Source organism: Pseudomonas sp. ZT5P21, assembly GCF_054897785.1.
This window is the reverse complement of sequence record NZ_CM142705.1, coordinates 5,483,319-5,501,357: the sequence shown is the minus strand read 5'-3', so window position 1 is coordinate 5,501,357 and position 18,039 is coordinate 5,483,319. Positions and strand designations below refer to the sequence as shown.

12 protein-coding genes are annotated in these 18,039 nt (G+C 59.3%); 8 read left to right on the top strand and 4 right to left on the bottom strand.

The window, feature by feature from the left end; all coding sequences use genetic code 11:
* Positions 1 to 88: 88 nt before the first annotated feature.
* The 4 genes from ACYZT9_RS25590 to gcvP all read left to right on the top strand — a co-directional run bounded on the left by ACYZT9_RS25590 (position 89) and on the right by gcvP (position 6,496).
* Positions 89 to 1,705, top strand: coding sequence for an ABC transporter permease (locus ACYZT9_RS25590; protein WP_462007948.1), 1,617 nt, complete (start codon positions 89 to 91; stop codon positions 1,703 to 1,705).
* A 156-nt stretch (positions 1,706 to 1,861) separates the two neighbouring features.
* Positions 1,862 to 2,944 (top strand): glycine cleavage system aminomethyltransferase GcvT, encoded by a 1,083-nt coding sequence (gcvT, locus tag ACYZT9_RS25585; RefSeq protein WP_462007947.1) that lies wholly within the window; start codon positions 1,862 to 1,864, stop codon positions 2,942 to 2,944.
* A 51-nt stretch (positions 2,945 to 2,995) separates the two neighbouring features.
* The gene (gene gcvH, locus ACYZT9_RS25580) at positions 2,996 to 3,379 is read left to right on the top strand and encodes a glycine cleavage system protein GcvH (protein WP_462007946.1); all 384 of its coding nucleotides are present in this window, start codon (positions 2,996 to 2,998) and stop codon (positions 3,377 to 3,379) included.
* A gap of 243 nt (positions 3,380 to 3,622) precedes the next feature.
* Positions 3,623 to 6,496 carry an aminomethyl-transferring glycine dehydrogenase gene (gene gcvP / locus ACYZT9_RS25575; protein WP_462007945.1) on the top strand — a complete coding sequence of 958 codons (2,874 nt, stop codon included), beginning with the start codon at positions 3,623 to 3,625 and terminating at the stop codon, positions 6,494 to 6,496.
* 161 nt (positions 6,497 to 6,657) lie between these two features.
* On the opposite strand, the gene ACYZT9_RS25570 is transcribed toward gcvP, so the two are convergent.
* The 3 genes from ACYZT9_RS25570 to ACYZT9_RS25560 form a co-directional block, all read right to left on the bottom strand.
* Positions 6,658 to 6,975 carry a DUF2388 domain-containing protein gene (locus tag ACYZT9_RS25570; RefSeq protein WP_462007944.1) on the bottom strand — a complete coding sequence of 106 codons (318 nt, stop codon included), beginning with the start codon at positions 6,973 to 6,975 and terminating at the stop codon, positions 6,658 to 6,660.
* Positions 6,976 to 7,056: 81 nt separating this feature from the next.
* Positions 7,057 to 8,841 (bottom strand): GspE/PulE family protein, encoded by a 1,785-nt coding sequence (locus ACYZT9_RS25565; RefSeq protein WP_462007943.1) that lies wholly within the window; start codon positions 8,839 to 8,841, stop codon positions 7,057 to 7,059.
* A 307-nt stretch (positions 8,842 to 9,148) separates the two neighbouring features.
* On the bottom strand, positions 9,149 to 10,516 hold the full coding sequence (locus tag ACYZT9_RS25560) for a CYTH domain-containing protein (RefSeq protein ID WP_462007942.1): 1,368 nt from the start codon (positions 10,514 to 10,516) through the stop codon (positions 9,149 to 9,151).
* 156 nt (positions 10,517 to 10,672) lie between these two features.
* Between ACYZT9_RS25560 and argE the strand changes: the two genes are divergently transcribed.
* Positions 10,673 to 11,830, top strand: a complete 1,158-nt coding sequence (gene argE / locus ACYZT9_RS25555; RefSeq protein ID WP_462007941.1) for an acetylornithine deacetylase — start codon at positions 10,673 to 10,675, stop codon at positions 11,828 to 11,830.
* 246 nt (positions 11,831 to 12,076) lie between these two features.
* The gene (argA, locus tag ACYZT9_RS25550; RefSeq protein WP_462007940.1) at positions 12,077 to 13,375 is read left to right on the top strand and encodes an amino-acid N-acetyltransferase; all 1,299 of its coding nucleotides are present in this window, start codon (positions 12,077 to 12,079) and stop codon (positions 13,373 to 13,375) included.
* 129 nt (positions 13,376 to 13,504) lie between these two features.
* Here argA and tauA read toward each other — a convergent pair whose 3' ends face one another.
* Entirely contained in the window at positions 13,505 to 14,494 is a 990-nt protein-coding gene (gene tauA, locus ACYZT9_RS25545) for a taurine ABC transporter substrate-binding protein (RefSeq protein WP_462007939.1), read from the bottom strand.
* A 337-nt stretch (positions 14,495 to 14,831) separates the two neighbouring features.
* On the opposite strand from tauA, the gene ACYZT9_RS25540 reads away from it, so the two are divergent.
* Complete coding sequence (locus tag ACYZT9_RS25540) at positions 14,832 to 16,166, top strand: OprD family outer membrane porin (RefSeq protein ID WP_462007938.1); 1,335 nt, start codon at positions 14,832 to 14,834, stop codon at positions 16,164 to 16,166.
* Positions 16,167 to 16,537: 371 nt separating this feature from the next.
* A complete protein-coding gene (locus ACYZT9_RS25535; RefSeq protein WP_462007937.1) occupies positions 16,538 to 17,899 on the top strand; it encodes an OprD family porin in 1,362 nt (453 codons plus the stop codon).
* The last annotated feature ends 140 nt before the right edge of the window (positions 17,900 to 18,039 follow it).

Below are 18,039 nucleotides of genomic sequence, written 5' to 3'. Positions count from 1 at the left end.
GTACACCATCCCGATGTAGGAGCTGCCACAGGCTGCGATCTTTTTGCGTTTAACGTACATTCGTTGATTTTTCGCAGAGAGCTTGTCCTTGGCCCACCCCGTCCAACGCCGCTGGTATCCCCTGGTCTTCGCCATCGCTGCGCTGGTCCTGCTGCCCCTCAGCGTTTTGCTGTTGTCCTGGCAAACCATCGATCATCAAATCTGGTCCCACCTCTGGGACACCCAGATGCCGCGCCTGCTGGGCAACACGCTCACCCTGCTACTTGGCGTTGGTGTCGGTGTAACGCTGCTGGGCGTCAGCCTCGCCTGGCTTACCAGCCTCTGTGAATTTCCCGGTCGGCGCTGGCTGGACTGGGCGTTGATGCTGCCTTTCGCGATTCCCGCCTACGTGCTGGCCTTCGTTTTTGTCGGGTTGCTGGATTTCGCCGGCCCCGTGCAAACCTTGATGCGCGAGTGGTTCGGCACCGGCCTGCGGTTACCGCCAGTGCGCTCGACGGGCGGTGTCATCCTGGTTCTGGTGCTGGTCTTTTATCCCTACGTTTACCTGTTGGCACGCACGGCGTTCCAGGCGCAGGGCAAAGGCCTGATGGAAGCGGCGCGAGTCCTGGGCCAATCGCCGTGGCAGGCATTCTGGCGAGTCGCAATGCCGATGGCGCGGCCCGCCATCGGTGCGGGCGTGGCGTTGGCGCTGATGGAAACCCTGGCGGATTTCGGAGCCGTGTCGGTGTTCAATTTCGACACGTTCACCACCGCTATCTACAAGACCTGGTACGGATTCTTCAGCCTCTCCACCGCCGCGCAACTGGCCAGCTTGCTGCTGTTGGTGGTGATGGTCGTGTTGTACGGCGAACGTCGTGCGCGCGGGGCCAACCGGGCGAGCAACGAACGACCGCGGGTGAAGGCGCTATATCACCTTCGCGGCTTCAAAGCGTTGGCGGCGATGAGTTGGTGTGGTCTGGTGTTTGCCTGCGCCTTCGTCATTCCGGTGCTGCAACTGGTGGTGTGGTTCTGGCAGCGTGGGCGCTTCGATCTGGATGAGCGGTACACCGGGCTCATTGTTCATACGCTGTATCTGGGCGGCATGGCGGCGTTGATCACCGTCAGCGTTGCGCTGGTGCTGGCGTTTGCCCGTCGCCTGGCGCCAACACGGGCGATTCGTTCCGGTGTCAGCCTGGCCAATCTAGGCTACGCGCTGCCAGGTTCGGTGCTGGCGGTTTCGATCATGCTGGCGTTCAGTTACCTGGATCGCGAGGTGGTCATCCCTGTATCGGGTTGGCTCGGCGGCGCCGGCAAGCCGTTGCTCTTGGGCGGACTATCGGCGTTATTGCTGGCCTACCTGGTGCGTTTCATCGCGGTGGCATACGGGCCGATGGAAAGCAGTCTGGCGCGAATACGGCCATCTTTGCCCGAAGCGGCACGTAGCCTTGGGGTCAGTGGGCCACGACTGTTTTTCAAAGTGTATCTGCCGTTATTGCTGCCCGGCACATTGAGTGCCGCGCTGCTGGTGTTTGTCGATGTGCTCAAGGAAATGCCCGCAACCCTGCTGATGCGCCCGTTTGGCTGGGACACGCTGGCCGTGCGCATCTTTGAAATGACCAGCGAAGGCGAGTGGGCGAGGGCATCGTTGCCGGCGTTGACACTCGTTCTGGTCGGGTTGTTACCGGTTATCGGATTGATTCGACGTTCAGCGCATCGAAACACCTAGGTGTCAGTCCTACACCTTGCGGCTACAATGCGCGGCATTCGGTGCGGTCCGTCCTACAGACCCGGTAGCTGAAATTGGCTGAAAGCCTTTTATTTCAAGGCTTTCAACCCGTGCAGCACCTGCCCGCACCTTCGCCACGCCCGGAAGGAGAAACCCATGGGACAGCGTACGCCTCTGTATGACCTTCATCTCGCCCTCGGCGCGAAGATGGTCGATTTTGGCGGTTGGGATATGCCTCTGCATTACGGCTCGCAGGTCGAGGAGCACCATCAGGTGCGCCGTGATTGCGGCGTTTTCGATGTGTCCCACATGACCGTGATCGATGTCAGCGGCGGGCAGGCCAAGGCCTGGCTTCAGCATTTGCTGGCCAATGACGTCGAGCGCCTGCACAGCTCCGGCCGTGCCTTGTACAGCACCATGCTCAACGAGCACGGTGGTATCGTCGACGACATGATCGTCTACCGCCTCGACGAAGGTTATCGTCTGGTGGTCAACGCCTCCACCCGCGACCAGGACCTGGCGTGGATGCAGGCGCACCTCGATGGTTTCGACGTACGAATCAACGAACGCTCGGACATGGCGATGCTGGCCATTCAGGGCCCTCAAGCCCGACACAAAATTTGCGAACTGGTTACCCAGTCTCGCGGCAACCTGATTCAGCTACTCAAGCCGTTCGAAGGCCAGCCTGACGGTGACTGGTTCATCGCGCGCACCGGTTACACCGGTGAGGATGGTCTGGAAATCATTCTGCCGGCCAATCAGGCACCGGGCTTCTTCAATGACCTGGTGGGCGCGGGCATTTCGCCGATCGGGCTTGGCGCGCGCGATACCTTGCGTGTCGAAGCCGGTATGAACCTCTACGGTCAGGACATTCATCAAGACGTTTCGCCGCTGGCCTCAAACATGGCCTGGAGCATTGCCTGGGAACCGGCCACTCGTCAGTTCATCGGTCGTGCGGCCCTGGAAGCCGAGCGGGCCGGTGGCATACAGCACAAACTGGTCGGTCTGGTCCTTGAGGAACGCGGGGTGTTGCGCGCTCATCAAGTGGTCCGCATCGCCAATGTTGGCGAAGGGGAGATCACCAGTGGTAGTTTCTCTCCTACGCTTAGCAAGTCGATTGCACTGGCGCGCGTGCCGATGGCGACTGCCGACCGCGCGGAAGTGGAAATCCGTGGCAAATGGTACCCGGTCCGAGTGGTCAAACCGACCTTCGTACGCCATGGCAAAACCTTGATCTAACCTTTTTCTGGCGGGCAACGACCGCTGACAATTTTCTTGAGGACACAGAACATGAGCGATATCCCTGCCGACCTGCGTTTTGCCGAAAGTCACGAATGGGCCCGTCTGGAAGCCGATGGCACCGTCACCGTGGGCATTAGCGATCACGCTCAGGAAGCCTTGGGCGATGTGGTGTTCGTCGAGCTGACCGAAGTCGGAACCGTCTTCGCTGCCGGTGATCAATCCGGCGTGGTTGAGTCGGTCAAAGCCGCCTCCGACATCTACTCCCCGGTTGCCGGTGAAGTGATTGCGATCAACGAAGAACTGAGCGCTACCCCGGAACTGCTCAACTCCGACCCGTACGGTGCCTGGATCTTCAAGCTCAAGCCAAGCAACGCTGGCGATCTGGACAAGCTGCTCGATGCGGCTGGCTACAAGGACGCCATCGGCGAGTAAGCCTGCAGCGTCACCCAAAGCCCCGACTCGTCGGGGTTTTTTATTACCTGCAGAGTTTCCCCTGTAGGAGCGAGCTTGCTCGCGATGGTCGTCAACGATAACGCTTCAAGCCTGGTATTACGCGGCGCTCTCAGGTTCTTCGCGAGCAAGCTCGCTCCTACAGGGTCTGCGTCCGGCAGTGACTGCTATGCTGGATTGACCGTGTTGCATCGACGCTGAGCGCCAGTCAAGAGAGAGCCCGTCATGTCCCAGTTGCCGTCCTTGAGCCAGTTACGCGACCCCAATGCCTTCCTTCGCCGCCACCTCGGGCCCGATGCCTCCGAGCAGCAGGCGATGCTCGACAGCCTCGGCGTCGGCAGCCGCGTCGAGCTGATCGAGCAGACGGTGCCGCCGGGGATTCGTCTGAACCGGGCGCTCGACCTGCCGCCCGCCCTTGACGAAGAAGCCGCATTGGCCAAACTGCGTGGTTACGCCGAGCAGAATCAGGTCTGGACCAGCCTGATCGGCATGGGCTATCACGGCACGATCACTCCGGCCGTAATCCTGCGCAACGTGCTGGAAAATCCCGGTTGGTACACCGCTTACACGCCGTATCAGCCAGAAATTGCCCAAGGCCGGCTCGAGGCCTTGCTGAATTTCCAGCAATTGACCATCGACCTGACCGGACTGGAACTGGCCAACGCCTCGCTGCTGGATGAAGCCACGGCGGCGGCGGAAGCCATGGCCCTGGCGAAGCGAGTCGCCAAGTCCAAAAGCAATCTGTTTTTTGTGGATGAAAATTGTCATCCACAAACGATTTCCGTGGTGCAGACCCGGGCAGAGGGCTTCGGTTTTGAGCTGATCGTCGACACAGTGGATAACTTGAAGCAGCACCAGGTATTCGGCGCGCTGCTGCAATACCCCGACACCCATGGCGAGATTCGTGATCTGCGTCCATTGATCGATCACCTGCACGCCCAGCAAGCCCTGGCCTGTGTCGCCACCGATCTGTTGAGCCTGTTGTTGTTGACCCCTCCGGGGGAGTTGGGCGCCGATGTGGTGTTCGGCTCATCCCAGCGATTCGGCGTGCCCATGGGTTATGGCGGCCCGCATGCGGCGTTTTTTGCCAGTCGTGAGGAGTACAAACGGGCGATTCCCGGGCGGATTATTGGCGTATCCAAAGATGCTCGCGGCAACACCGCTTTGCGCATGGCCCTGCAAACCCGTGAGCAACACATTCGCCGGGAGAAGGCCAACTCGAACATTTGCACCGCCCAAGTCCTGTTGGCCAACATTGCCAGTTTCTATGCGGTCTACCACGGTCCGGAAGGGCTGAAACGAATTGCCCAGCGGGTTCATCGACTGACCTGCATCCTCGCTGCGGGCCTGGAACGCCACGGCATCACTCGTCTCAATGCACACTTTTTCGACACCCTGACGCTGGAGGTCGGCGGCACGCAGACGGCAATCATCGAAAGCGCCCAGGCCGCGCAAATCAATTTGCGCATTCTCGGTCGCGGTCAGTTGGGTCTGAGCCTTGACGAAGCGTGCGATGAATCCACCGTAGCGAAGCTGTTCGATGTATTCCTTGGCGCCGATCATGGGCTCAATGTCGACGACCTGGACGCTGAAACCCTGGCTTCCGGCATTCCCGGCGGGTTGCTGCGTACCTCGCCGTACTTGCGTCACCCGGTATTCAACGCCCATCACAGCGAAACCGAGATGTTGCGTTATCTCAAGCAGCTCGAGAACAAGGACCTTGCTCTCAACCAGTCCATGATTCCGCTGGGCTCCTGCACCATGAAACTCAATGCAACCAGCGAGATGATCCCCATTACCTGGCCGCAGTTCGCCAACCTGCACCCGTTTGTACCGAAAGAGCAGGCGACCGGTTATGCGCTGATGATTGAAGAGCTGGAGCGCTGGCTCTGCGCGATCACCGGTTTCGATGCGATCTGCATGCAGCCCAACTCCGGCGCCCAAGGTGAGTACGCCGGGTTGCTCGCGATCCGCAAATACCACGAAAGTCGTCATCAAGGCGCACGGGATATCTGCCTGATCCCGTCCTCGGCCCACGGTACCAACCCCGCTTCAGCACAGATGGCCGGAATGCGTGTAGTGATTGTCGAGTGCGACGAAGCGGGCAACGTCGACCTGGAGGACCTGAAAGGCAAGGCTGCCGAGGCCGGCGACAAACTGGCCTGCCTGATGGCGACGTACCCTTCGACTCACGGCGTGTACGAGGAAGGCATCAGTGAGATTTGTGAAATTATCCACAGCCATGGCGGCCAGGTGTATATGGATGGCGCCAACCTCAATGCGCAGGTCGGGTTGGCGCGGCCAGCGGATATTGGTGCCGACGTCTCGCACATGAATCTGCACAAGACTTTTTGCATTCCCCACGGTGGTGGCGGCCCTGGCATGGGGCCGATTGGGGTGCGTGCGCACCTGGCGCCGTTTGTGGCGAATCACCCGGTGGTGGCGATTGAAGGCCCGCTGCCGCAGAACGGTGCAGTCAGTGCGGCGCCCTGGGGCAGCGCGAGCATTCTGCCGATCAGCTGGATGTACATCGCCATGATGGGCCCGCAACTGGCGGACGCTAGCGAGGTGGCGATCCTCGCTGCGAATTACCTGGCGCAGCATTTGTCCGGTGCATTTCCGGTGCTCTACACCGGGCGCAACGAACGGGTGGCACACGAGTGCATTCTCGACCTGCGGCCACTCAAGGCGCTGACCGGGATCAGCGAAGAGGACGTGGCCAAGCGCCTGATGGACTATGGCTTCCATGCGCCGACCATGTCATTTCCGGTGCCAGGGACGTTGATGGTCGAGCCGACGGAAAGTGAATCGAAGGCTGAACTGGACCGGTTCATCAAGGCGATGCTGAGCATTCGCGCAGAAATCACCGAGGTGCAGAACGGCAACTGGCCAGCCGAGGACAACCCGCTGAAACGGGCACCGCACACAATGGCCGACATCACCGGGGTTTGGGAGCGGCCGTACAGCATCGAACAGGCGGTGACGCCGGATGCGCACACCAAGGCCCATAAATATTGGCCGGTGGTGAACCGCGTCGATAACGTCTATGGCGACCGGAATCTGTTCTGCGCCTGCGTGCCTGTAGATGACTACCGCTGAAAACACATGCCCTTTGTAGGAGCGAGCTTGCTCGCGAGGGTGTGTCAGCTACATTGACGTCACTGACACTCCATCGCGAGCAAGCTCGCTCCTACAAGTGGTTTGTGTCGGGCAAAAAAATGCCGCTCATGTCGAGCGGCATTTTTATTCAGCTGAAAAGCTTACTCGGATGCGATGGCATTCTTCGCCAGGATCGCATTCGCCAGTTCCATGTCCGTGGCTTGCAAGCCAGGATTATCGGCGCGGACTTTCTGCATCGCGGCTTCCAGATACGGGCCGCGAATGCCGCCGTCACTGGCAACAAAACTGCCGGCATCGTCCTGCGCGGCAATGATCAGCTTGTGATCCTTGAACGTCAGGTAGGTCGAACCGGTAGTCGCACCGGACGAGAGAACGTTACGCCAAAAGCTGTCGGCCATCGCCGAACCGACTGGAAGGGACAACAGGGCGATGGTAGCGACAGCAAGTTTGAGACGCATAAGGTGACTCCACAGGGTTATCTACGGGGTTGGATTGCCAAGTACCCAATGGGTTCCATGACCCCATGACGGCCAGTGCCGCTATTTCTGCTCACTCTGCGGCGTCACCCGCAGCACCTCCTCAATCGTCGTCAATCCCGCGGCGACTTTTTGCGCGCCCGACAATCGCAGGCTGCGCATGCCTTCCTTGAACGCCTGGCGCCGGATCGCCAGCAGATCGGAGTCAGGGTTGATCAGTGCTTTGACGCCGTCAGTCAGTTGCATGATTTCGTAAACCCCAGCGCGACCGCGATAGCCTGTGTCCCGGCATTCCAGGCAGCCGATGGCGCGCTGGGCATTGCCCGGCAGCGGTGCTTGCCAGGGTTTGGTCAGGGTTTGCCAGTCTTCTTCACTCAGTGCCAGTGGTGCCTTGCAGTGCGGACACAAAGTACGGACCAGTCGCTGCGCCATGACGCCAAGCACCGTGGCTTTGATCAGGTAATGCGGCACGCCAAGTTCCAGCAGGCGGCTGATGGCGCTGGGCGCGTCGTTGGTGTGCAACGTCGAGAGCACCAAGTGACCGGTGAGGGCGGCCTGGATCGCCATTTCCGCGGTCTCCAGATCACGGATCTCGCCGATCATGATGATGTCCGGGTCCTGCCGCATCAACGCGCGCACGCCGGCGGCAAAGGTCAGGTCGATGTTGTGCTGGACCTGCATCTGGTTGAACGCCGGCTCGACCATTTCGATCGGGTCTTCGATGGTGCAGAGGTTAACCTCCGGCGTCGCCAGTTTCTTGAGCGTGGTGTAGAGCGTGGTGGTCTTGCCTGAACCGGTGGGGCCGGTCACGAGGATGATGCCGTTGGGTTGGCTCGTCATGTCTTGCCAGCGGCGTAGATCGTCGGCGGAAAAGCCCAACTGATCGAAGTTCTTCAGCAGCACTTCCGGATCGAAGATCCGCATGACCATTTTTTCGCCGAACGCTGTTGGCAACGTCGACAGCCGCAGCTCAACTTCGCCCCCGTCAGGGGTTTTGGTTTTCACCCGACCATCCTGGGGTTTGCGTTTTTCCGCGACGTTCATCCGCCCCAGGCTTTTCAGGCGGCTGACGATCGCCATGGTCACCTGCGGCGGGAATTGATAGACGTTGTGCAACACGCCGTCGATGCGAAAGCGCACCGTGCCTTGCTCGCGCCGGGGCTCGATGTGGATATCGCTGGCGCGTTGCTGGAACGCGTATTGGAACAACCAGTCGACGATGTTGACGATGTGCGCGTCGTTGGCGTCCGGCTCCTGGTCGCTGGCGCCGAGGTTGAGCAGTTGTTCGAAGTTACCCAGGTTGCTGGTTTGTTGATCGTTGGTGGTCGCGCCGCTGACCGATTTGGCCAGGCGGAAAAATTCCACGCTGAAGCGCTGGATGTCCACCGGGTTGGCCACTACGCGCTTGATCGGCAGTTTCAGAACGTGGGTCAGGTCGGCTTCCCAGCCTCTGACATAAGGTTGGGCGCTGGCCACGGTCACCGCGTCACGGTCGATGGACACCGCGAGAATCTTGTGGCGCTGGGCGAAGGCGTAGGACATCAGCGGCGTAATGGCCGCGACGTTGATTTTCAGCGGATCGATGCGCAAGTAGGGCTGACCGGCCTGCTGCGACAACCACAGGGTCAGGCTTTCCAGGTCAAGCTGTTTGCCGGAACGACTGAGGTCGTCCAGCTGTTGGCTGGCGATGAACTCCAGCGGGTGCATCTGGCCATTGGCGGCGTGACGGCGGCGGGCGTTGAGCGCGTGCTCGGCCGAGTCCTGGCTGATAAAGCCCTGGGCGACCAGTTCGCGCAGCAAATCATTGAGATCCAGCCAGCGGTCCTGAAGGGCAAGTTGAACGGACATGCGGGCTCCTCGTGAACAACAGTTCGCAAAGGATAGTCGTGGACACGCTGACCGTTGGGCCACTACCGGACGAAGCCGTATCGGGCTTTTTCAGGCCGTCGCCTGAGCGGCGTCAACCCCACGCAGAATCAGCCGCTTGCAGATCAACCGAACAGACGCCAAGTCGGCGACGAGTTTGCCGGTGTTGCGTTGATTCGGCAGAGAACACCTGTGGCGAGGGAGCTTGCTCCCGCTGGACTGCGCAGCAGGCCCATTTTTTGGGGCCGCTTCGCTGCTCAGCGGGAGCAAGCTCCCTCGCCACACGGTCTTACATACGCAGCAACATCTTCCAGGCACGATTCTGATAAACCGCAATCGCCTGTTGCTTGCGCGCGTCCAGGGATTCATCGGTGATCGGCTCGTTAGCAAGCAGAGCAAGCTGCTTCAGCTCGCCGTACAGGCGATCCATTTCCGGAATCTCCAGCACGTGACGGGCATGGTGCAGCCAGGCCTGGATACGTTCGATGCGCGGCAGTTGTTCCGCCAGGTCTTCCGGCTGCTGCTGGTAGCGCTGCAATTGCAACGATGTGGCTTCTTCACCTAGCAAGCGCGGCAACCAGCTACCCAATTGCGCAGCGCCTTGGCGATTACCGCGAACATTGCGATCGGCCGCCCAGGTGCGGGCCAGCAACCAGCGTGAAGTGCTCAGCGAGAACAGGCCCCAGCGCGGGTCTTCGAGTTCTTCGAGGAACTGCTCCGGCGCAGCTTTGCGCACGTCTTCGTCGTCCAGACCGGCTTGCACCAGTGGGCGCCAGTCTTCGAGCAACGCATCCAGAGCGACGCGCAGATCGTGTGTCGACTGACGCGGGGCGGCTTGGCCCAGGCTGCTCAGCAACGCGCGTAATTCGGCGAGGTTCTCGACCCAGTCCTGCAGCAGGCGCCAGTGGCCATTGAAACGGTACTGCTCGGCCAATCGCTGGCTGCTGCTCAGCAAGTGCCAGCTCAGTGCGGCGAACGCGTCATCCAGCGGTGTTTCGGCAGTGATTTGCGGTGCCGGCAGGCTCAGCGAGTAACTGTTGGCGTCGTACAAGCGATACCCGCGCTCGGCCTTGCTGATGTCACACGGCATCAACGCCAGGGTCGCGGCCAGTTCGGCGGCCAGTTCCAGCAACGCGGCCGGTTCGCCTTCGCGCAATTCCAGTTCCAGCTCGCAGATTTCTTCTTTCTGCTTGCCGACCACCACGTGGCCCAGATCCAGCGCGGCTTCGATGACCACTTTGGTCTTGCCACGGCCCCAAGCGATTTCAGCGCGTTCGCGGACGAAATCGGTGGTGAAGATCGGCTTCAGGGTTTTCTTGTCCAGCTCGGCCAGTTCTTCAGGCCAGCAGTCGCCGTCGAGTTTCTTCACGTCGAGCTTGGCTTTGGGCAGGTTCCAGTCGTATTCGTTACGCTCAGACAAACCGGCAATGCTGTGGCCACGTGTCTTGAGGGTCTGAATCACTTCTTCGCCATCACGGCGCAGGCGCAGGGCCACCTTGGCACGGGCCAGGTCGCGCTCAGGCGTGTCGAAGTACTGGTTCATCAGTTCACGGCGTTCCCAGCCAAGTTTGTTGCGTTTTTTCAGTAGCGGGTGCTCGCGCAGGGCAGCGAGGGTTTCGCGGCTGACGCGGAGTTTGATTTCGGTTTCTTTCTGCATGGCCGGAAAATCCAGGATCGGGAGCGCAGCCGGGGGAATGTGTGGCTGCCAAGGTCGTGCAGTGTACAGCACTGCTCAAACCTTCGTGCCGCGACGGTTTATTCCTGTCACTGGATGGTTCTATGATGGACTTCAATTCGCGAGTTGGAGTCAGCGATGCCTTTGCCGTCCATGAGAGATCAGTTCGCTGCGCTGATTGCCGCGCCGTCGGTCAGTTGTACCCAGGCCAGCCTCGATCAATCCAACCGCCCGGTGATTGATTTGCTGGCGACGTGGCTCGGCGACCTGGGTTTTGCCTGCGATATCCAGCAGGTCAGCCCGGGTAAATTCAACTTGCTGGCCAGCTTTGGTTCTGGTCCTGGCGGCCTGGTACTGGCCGGGCATAGCGATACCGTGCCGTTCGATGGCGCGTTGTGGCAGACCGATCCGCTGAAACTGACCGAAGTCGATGGCCGCTGGGTGGGTTTGGGCAGTTGCGACATGAAGGGTTTTTTTGCCCTCGCCATCGAAGCCGTGATTCCTCTGCTCGACCAGCCGTTCAAGCAGCCGCTGTTGATTCTCGCCACGTGCGATGAGGAAAGCTCGATGTCCGGTGCCCGCGCCTTGGCGGAAGCGGGAAGACCACTAGGCCGAGCGGCGGTGATCGGCGAGCCGACCGGGCTCAAACCGATCCGCATGCACAAAGGCATCATGATGGAGCGCATCGACATCCTCGGTCAGAGCGGCCATTCCTCGGATCCGCGCCTTGGCCACAGTGCCCTCGAAGCCATGCACGATGCCATCGGCGAATTACGTGGTTTGCGCCTGCTGTGGCAGCGCGAATTTCGTAATCCGCAATTTGGCGTGCCGACGCCGACCATGAACTTCGGCTGCATCCATGGCGGCGATAACCCCAACCGGATTTGCGGACAGTGCTCGCTGGAATTCGATGTGCGTCCGTTGCCGGGGATGGACCCCAAAACCCTGCGCGCGGAGATATTGCAGCGGTTGAAGCCCGTTGCCGAACGGCATCAAGTGAAGATCGATTACGCGCCGCTGTTCCCCGAAGTGCCGCCCTTCGAAGAGGCCGAAGATGCCGAATTGGTACGCATCGCGGAAAAGCTCACCGGTCATCGTGCCGAAGCAGTGGCGTTCGGCACCGAAGCGCCTTATCTTCAGCGTCTTGGCTGCGAAACACTGGTGCTTGGCCCGGGCGACATCGCCTGCGCCCACCAACCGGGGGAATACCTCGAAATGTCACGTTTGCAGCCTACGGTGCATCTGTTACGTCAGTTGATTGAACATTACTGCCTGACACCGGCCAAAACCCTGTAGGAGCGAGCTTGCTCGCGATGGACGTTAAACGATGACGAGGGCTGCCTGAATGGGCGCGATGTCCTCACGTTCTTCGCGAGCAAGCTCGCTCCTACAGGGCCCCGCGTTTAAATTGCCAGTGTCCCAACCCGTATTCATAAGGAGAGCGCGCGTGTCGCCAAGCCTGTTCCGACGATAACCATCAGCCCGCTGTGCGTTTTCTGTTTCGCCCATTTTTTGGCTGCTATTTATTACAGGCCCAGGTTCATGCCCGAATACGTTAATTGGCTTCGTCACGCTTCGCCTTACATCAACGCCCACCGTGATTGCACCTTCGTCGTCATGCTGCCCGGCGACGGCGTGGAGCATCCGAACTTCGGCAATATCGTCCACGACCTGGTGCTGCTGCACAGTCTGGGTGTGCGTCTGGTGCTGGTCCACGGTTCCCGTCCGCAGATCGAAACCCGCCTCGCCGCACGCGGGCTGACCCCGCATTACCACCATGGGATGCGCATCACCGATGCCGCCACCCTGGAGTGTGTGATCGATGCAGTCGGCCAGTTGCGCATTGCAATCGAAGCACGGCTGTCGATGGACATGGCCTCGTCGCCAATGCAGGGCTCGCGCCTGCGGGTGGCCAGCGGCAACCTGGTGACCGCACGGCCGATCGGCGTGCTCGAAGGCGTCGACTATCACCACACCGGCGAAGTGCGTCGGGTTGACCGCAAGGGCATCAATCGCCTGCTCGACGAGCGCTCGATCGTGCTGCTGTCGCCGTTGGGCTACTCGCCGACCGGTGAGATTTTCAACCTCGCGTGCGAAGACGTCGCCACCCGTGCGGCCATCGATCTGGGTGCAGACAAACTGCTGCTGTTCGGTGCCGACCTGGGTTTGATCGACGAAAACGGTCGGCTGGTTCGTGAGTTGCGTCCGCAGCAAGTGCCGGCACATTTGCTGCGTCTGGGCAGCAACTATCAGGGCGAACTATTGGATGCGGCGGCTGAAGCTTGTCGCGGTGGCGTGGCGCGCAGTCATATCGTCAGTTACGCCGAAGACGGCGCATTGCTGACCGAACTGTTCACCCGTGACGGTGGCGGTACGCTGGTGGCGCAGGAGCAATTCGAGGTCGTGCGTGAAGCCGCCATTGAAGACGTTGGCGGTCTGCTGGATCTGATCAGCCCGCTGGAAGAGCAGGGAATTCTGGTGCGACGTTCGCGCGAAGTGCTGGAGCGCGAGATCGAGCAGTTCAGCGTGGTCGAGCGCGAAGGCATGATCATCGCGTGCGCGGCGTTGTATCAGATTGCCGATTCGGATGCGGGGGAGCTGGCGTGCCTGGCGGTGAACCCGGAGTACCGGCATGGCGGTCGTGGGGATGAGCTGCTGGAACGGATCGAAACCCGCGCTCGGGCTCAGGGGTTGAAAACCTTGTTCGTGCTCACCACCCGGACCGCCCACTGGTTCCGCGAGCGTGGTTTCGTGCCGAGCAGCGTCGAGCGCCTGCCGTCGGCGCGGGCGTCGCTGTACAACTACCAGCGCAACTCGAAGATCTTCGAAAAAACCCTGTAAGTGAGGGCTGTTGTGGCGAGGGGATTTATCCCCGTTGGACTGCGCAGCAGTCCCATCTTTTGGGGCCGCTTCGCAGCCCAACGGGGCGGTGCGGCGGTCCGCTAAATCCCCTCGCCACAGTGTTTGCGTTTATTCCTGTACGAATTTCGCGCTGACATACGGCGAATAGTCCGGCAACACCGTCTCGACTTTCCCTTGCTCCTTCAAGAACTTCGCCGTCTCACCAATTGCCTTCGCCGTGCCGCCGTCCAGCAGCGCGGTGGTCTGTTGTGCCTTGGCATCCGGGAAGGTGGAGCCGGCGAGCAGTTCCGGCACATCGGCGGCATTGGCACCGGTCAATTTGGCGATTTTCTGCACCGGTACCGAATCAGCGGTCCAGCTGTCTTTATGCGCGGCATAGTTAGCGAACGAGTCCAGTGTGACCTTGGCGAATTTGGCCACGACGTCCGGATGCTTCTCCGCGTAATCCTTGCGTGCGACCCAGACTTCGAAGGTTGGCGCACCCCACTGCCCCACCTGTGCGGCATCGGTCAAGGTCTTGCCGGTCTTGCGAATTTCCCCCAGGGCCGGTGACCAGACGAACGCGCCGTCAATGTCGCCGCGCTTCCAGGCGGCAGCGATTTCAGCCGGTTGCAGGTTCACCACTTTGACTTTCGAGGCGTCCAGGCCCCAGTGCTTCAAGGCACCGAGCAAGCTGTAGTGAGAGGTTGAAACGAACGGCGTGGCGATGGTCTTGCCGATCAGATCTTCCGGCTTATTAATACCGCTGCCGTTGCGCACCACCAACGCTTCAGCAGCGTTGATCTGGGCTGAAACGATGAACGCGACAATTGGCAAATTGCGCGAGGCAGCTGCGGCCAACGGGCTTGAACCGAGGTTGCCGATCTGCACGTCGCCCGAGGCGATGGCGGTCACCACTTCAGGGCCGCTGTTGAATCGACGCCAGTCGATTTTCTGGCCGATTGTCTGCTCGTAGAGGCCGTCGGCTTGCGGAACTTTGCTGGGGTCGATACCGGTTTGATAGCCGACGGTAAGGCCGGCCGCCTGAGCGCTAAAAGAAAAAAATATCGACACACAAACTGTAACAATTGGTCTGGATAGTGCGCGCTTGGTCGTCATGGCGTTGCCTTCGATGAGATTGAATGCGGGTGCTTTAAATCTAATCGATCTAAAAAAATACGAATAAATACCTTTTTGGAATTAACTTATGAAACGTTGTTTCAGCGAGTCAATTCCCAAAGGGTATGAAAAAGAATCACAGACTTCTTTTTAGGTTTTTGACGCGTGTCATACACCTGCATGGACCGAATTGGGTGGGGGTTAGACCATGGTCGTAGACACACAAGGTTACGATTGACTTGTGGGTCACGGTACGGCGCTAATCGCGAATCCTAGGATCCGGGGCATTTGACTCAGGGCCAGGAATACAAGAATTAGAATCGATAGGAGCTAGACAATGAACAAGTCCACCTTGGCCTTGGCCGTGGCCGTAGGGGTTTTGGCGCAGCAGGCAGGCGCCGCCGGTTTCATCGAAGACAGCAAGGCTTCGGTTAGTTCTCGCACTTATTATTTCGATGCCGATGTCCGTGAAGGCGCCAAGACGCCAGCTAACCGTCAGCGAGAAACCGCTGAAGGCCTCAAGTTCGATTACCAGTCGGGCTTCACCCAAGGTCTCGTAGGTTTCGGTATCGATGCCCAGGCATTGGTCGGTATCCATCTGGACGGTGGCAAGGGCCATCACCCGGACATCAACTCCTTCAACCCTAGCGATTCCGATAAATCGGCAGTGGACGAGTGGAGCCGTGTAGCGGGCAACGTCAAGGCACGCTTCTCGAAGACTGAGGCCCACTACGGTGGTGCCCTGCAGCCAAACATGCCGATCCTGATCGCGAACGACAGTCGCGTACTGCCACAAACCTTTGAAGGTGGCACCATCACCTCGAAGGAAATCGACAACGTGACCTTCAACGTAGGTCAGTTGGAGCACGCGACGGGTCGCGCGTCCAGCAACAGCACTGGCCTGGCAGTGGCTGGCGGTACTCAGGACAGCAACCAGTTCCGTTACGCTGGTGCTGATTGGAAGGTCACCAAGGACCTCATGCTGCAGTACTACTACGCGAACCTGGAAGACTACTACAAGCAGAACTTCCTCGGCCTGGTGCACGTTTACCCGATCGCACCCAACCAGTCGTTCAAGACCGATCTTCGTTATTTCGACAGCAGCTCCGACGGCAAGAACGGTGACGCCGGCTACCAATTCAGCAACAACGGTGGTTTCGCCAAGAACAAGGGCGAGGTCGATAACAAGACCTGGAGCGCGACGTTCACCTACACCCTGGGCGGCAGTGCGTTCCTGCTCGGGCATCAACGTGTCAACGATGACGGCGGCTTCGTCTTCTTGAACCAGGGTAACGTTGTCGATGGTAACGGTCGCAACGAAGGTGCTGGCGGCGCCAGCTTCTACTCGTTCACCGATGCCACTGTGGGCAGCTTTATCCGTGCCGGTGAAAACACCACGTACGGTCAATACTCCTATGACTTCGCGTCATTGGGTGTACCAGGCTTGAAAGCTTCGGCTGGTTACTTGTATGGCCGGGATATCAAGACCGTCAGCGGCGTGGGTGAAGACCTGAACGAGCGGGAAACTGACCTGCGCGTAGACTATGTGATTCAAACCGGTCCACTTAAAGGGTTTGGCACGACGCTGCGTCACGGTGCTTATCGTGGCAACACCAACGCTGACCAAGACCAGACCCGTCTGATCTTCAACTACACCTACAGCTTCCTGTAACAAGCTTCGCAAGAGAGCCTCGCCGGTTGGTGGGGCTTTTTTTTGCGATTTTTTCATATTCCAATTAGGAATCTAATAGTAATTTATTATTCTTTTTAGCTTTTAAAATAAACCACTAAAGTGCATCCCGCCGGGGCCGATACCCAGTGTCCCACAGCGATTAAAATGCCGGTTTTTATGCCCGCAGGCCATGAAAAAGAATGAAATAGAAATTTTTACGTTTACCATGCCGGCCCATTCGCAGCGATCAGACCCTTGACTTAGACGCATCAGTTGAGTGGCGCGCGGATTGCGGTTAGCGGTACCCGCACATTTCAGGATCCAGAGCATTCGACTCAGGACCGAAAAAATTAGAAACGAGGAGCGAAACAATGAACAAGTCCACTTTGGCCCTGGCTGTGGCCGTAGGGGTTATGGCGCAGCAGGCAGGCGCCGCCGGTTTCATCGAAGACAGCAAGGCAACATTGGGGCTGCGTAACTTCTATATCAACACTGATAACCGTGACGGCACTGCCAGCCCAAGTCGAAACGAAGAGTGGGGCCAAGGCTTCGATCTGCGCTTCACTTCCGGTTATACCCAAGGCACTGTCGGCTTCGGTATCGACGCCATCGGCCTGCTGGGCGTACGTCTGGATTCGGGCGGCGGCACTAATGGCAACGTTAACGCCAATGGCACCCCTGGTAACGCTTATGGCGGCACTGTGTTCCCGAGCAAGTCCAACGGCGAAGCGGTTGATAACTTCTCCAGCCTGGGCCTGACTGCCAAAGCCAAGATCTCCCAGACTGAACTGAAACTGGGTACCTTGCAGCCAAAACTGCCGGTGATCGTGACCAACGACGGTCGTCTGCTGCCACAAACCTTCCAGGGTGGCCAGATCACTTCGGGCGAGATCAAGGACCTTACACTGGTCGGTGGTCAGATCGAGCACGCCAAAGGTCGTAACTCCAGCAACAACGAAGAGTTGTCGATCGCTGGTGCCAACGGCCGCACTGCGGCTGGCCGCGACAGCAACAAATTCTATTACGGTGGCGGTGACTACAAAATCACCAAAGACCTGACTGCGCAGTACTACTACGGCAACCTGGAAGATTTCTACAAGCAGCACTTCCTGGGTCTGGTTCACAACTGGGCAATCGGCCCGGGCGTTCTGAAATCCGACCTGCGCTACTTCAACAGCCGGGATGACGGTGCCAACGGTCACGACGCCAACTACTTCACTTCTGGCAACTACAATGCGCCAAACGGTAAGGGCAAGGTCGACAACAATCTGTACAGCGGCCTGTTCCTGTACACCGTTGCCGGTCACACCTTCGGTGGCGGTTACCAGGTCAGCAACGGCAGCAGCGACTTCCCTTGGCTGAACCAGGGTGACGGCTCGTCGGCGTACATCATTACCGACATGCAGATCCAGAAATTCGCCCGTGCCGGCGAGCGCACTTGGCAAGCACGCTACTCGTATGACTTTGCCAAGGTCGGTGTACCAGGTCTGACGGCCGGTCTGGTCTACCTGAAAGGTGATGAAATTGATACCGTCAACTCTCGCGGTGGCGAGTTGGCTAACGGTGCTTCCGAGTGGGAACGCGACCTTACTCTGGCTTACGTCGTACAAGAAGGCCCGCTGAAAAACCTTGGTTTCATGTGGAAAAACGCTACTTGGCGTACCGACCTGCCGAACACTCGTTCGCAGGACGAAAACCGCCTGATCGTCAGCTACTCGATCCCGCTGTTGTAACAGCGCTCGCGTAACCGCTGAAAAAAAGCCCCGCCCGGCATCACGCCGGGCGGGGCTTTTGCGTTTTCTGGACGGGGTCACCCCCGTAATCCCGCCCTGAAATTCCCTCTTTTGCAGCAACTCAAGGCCTTCTCGAACCT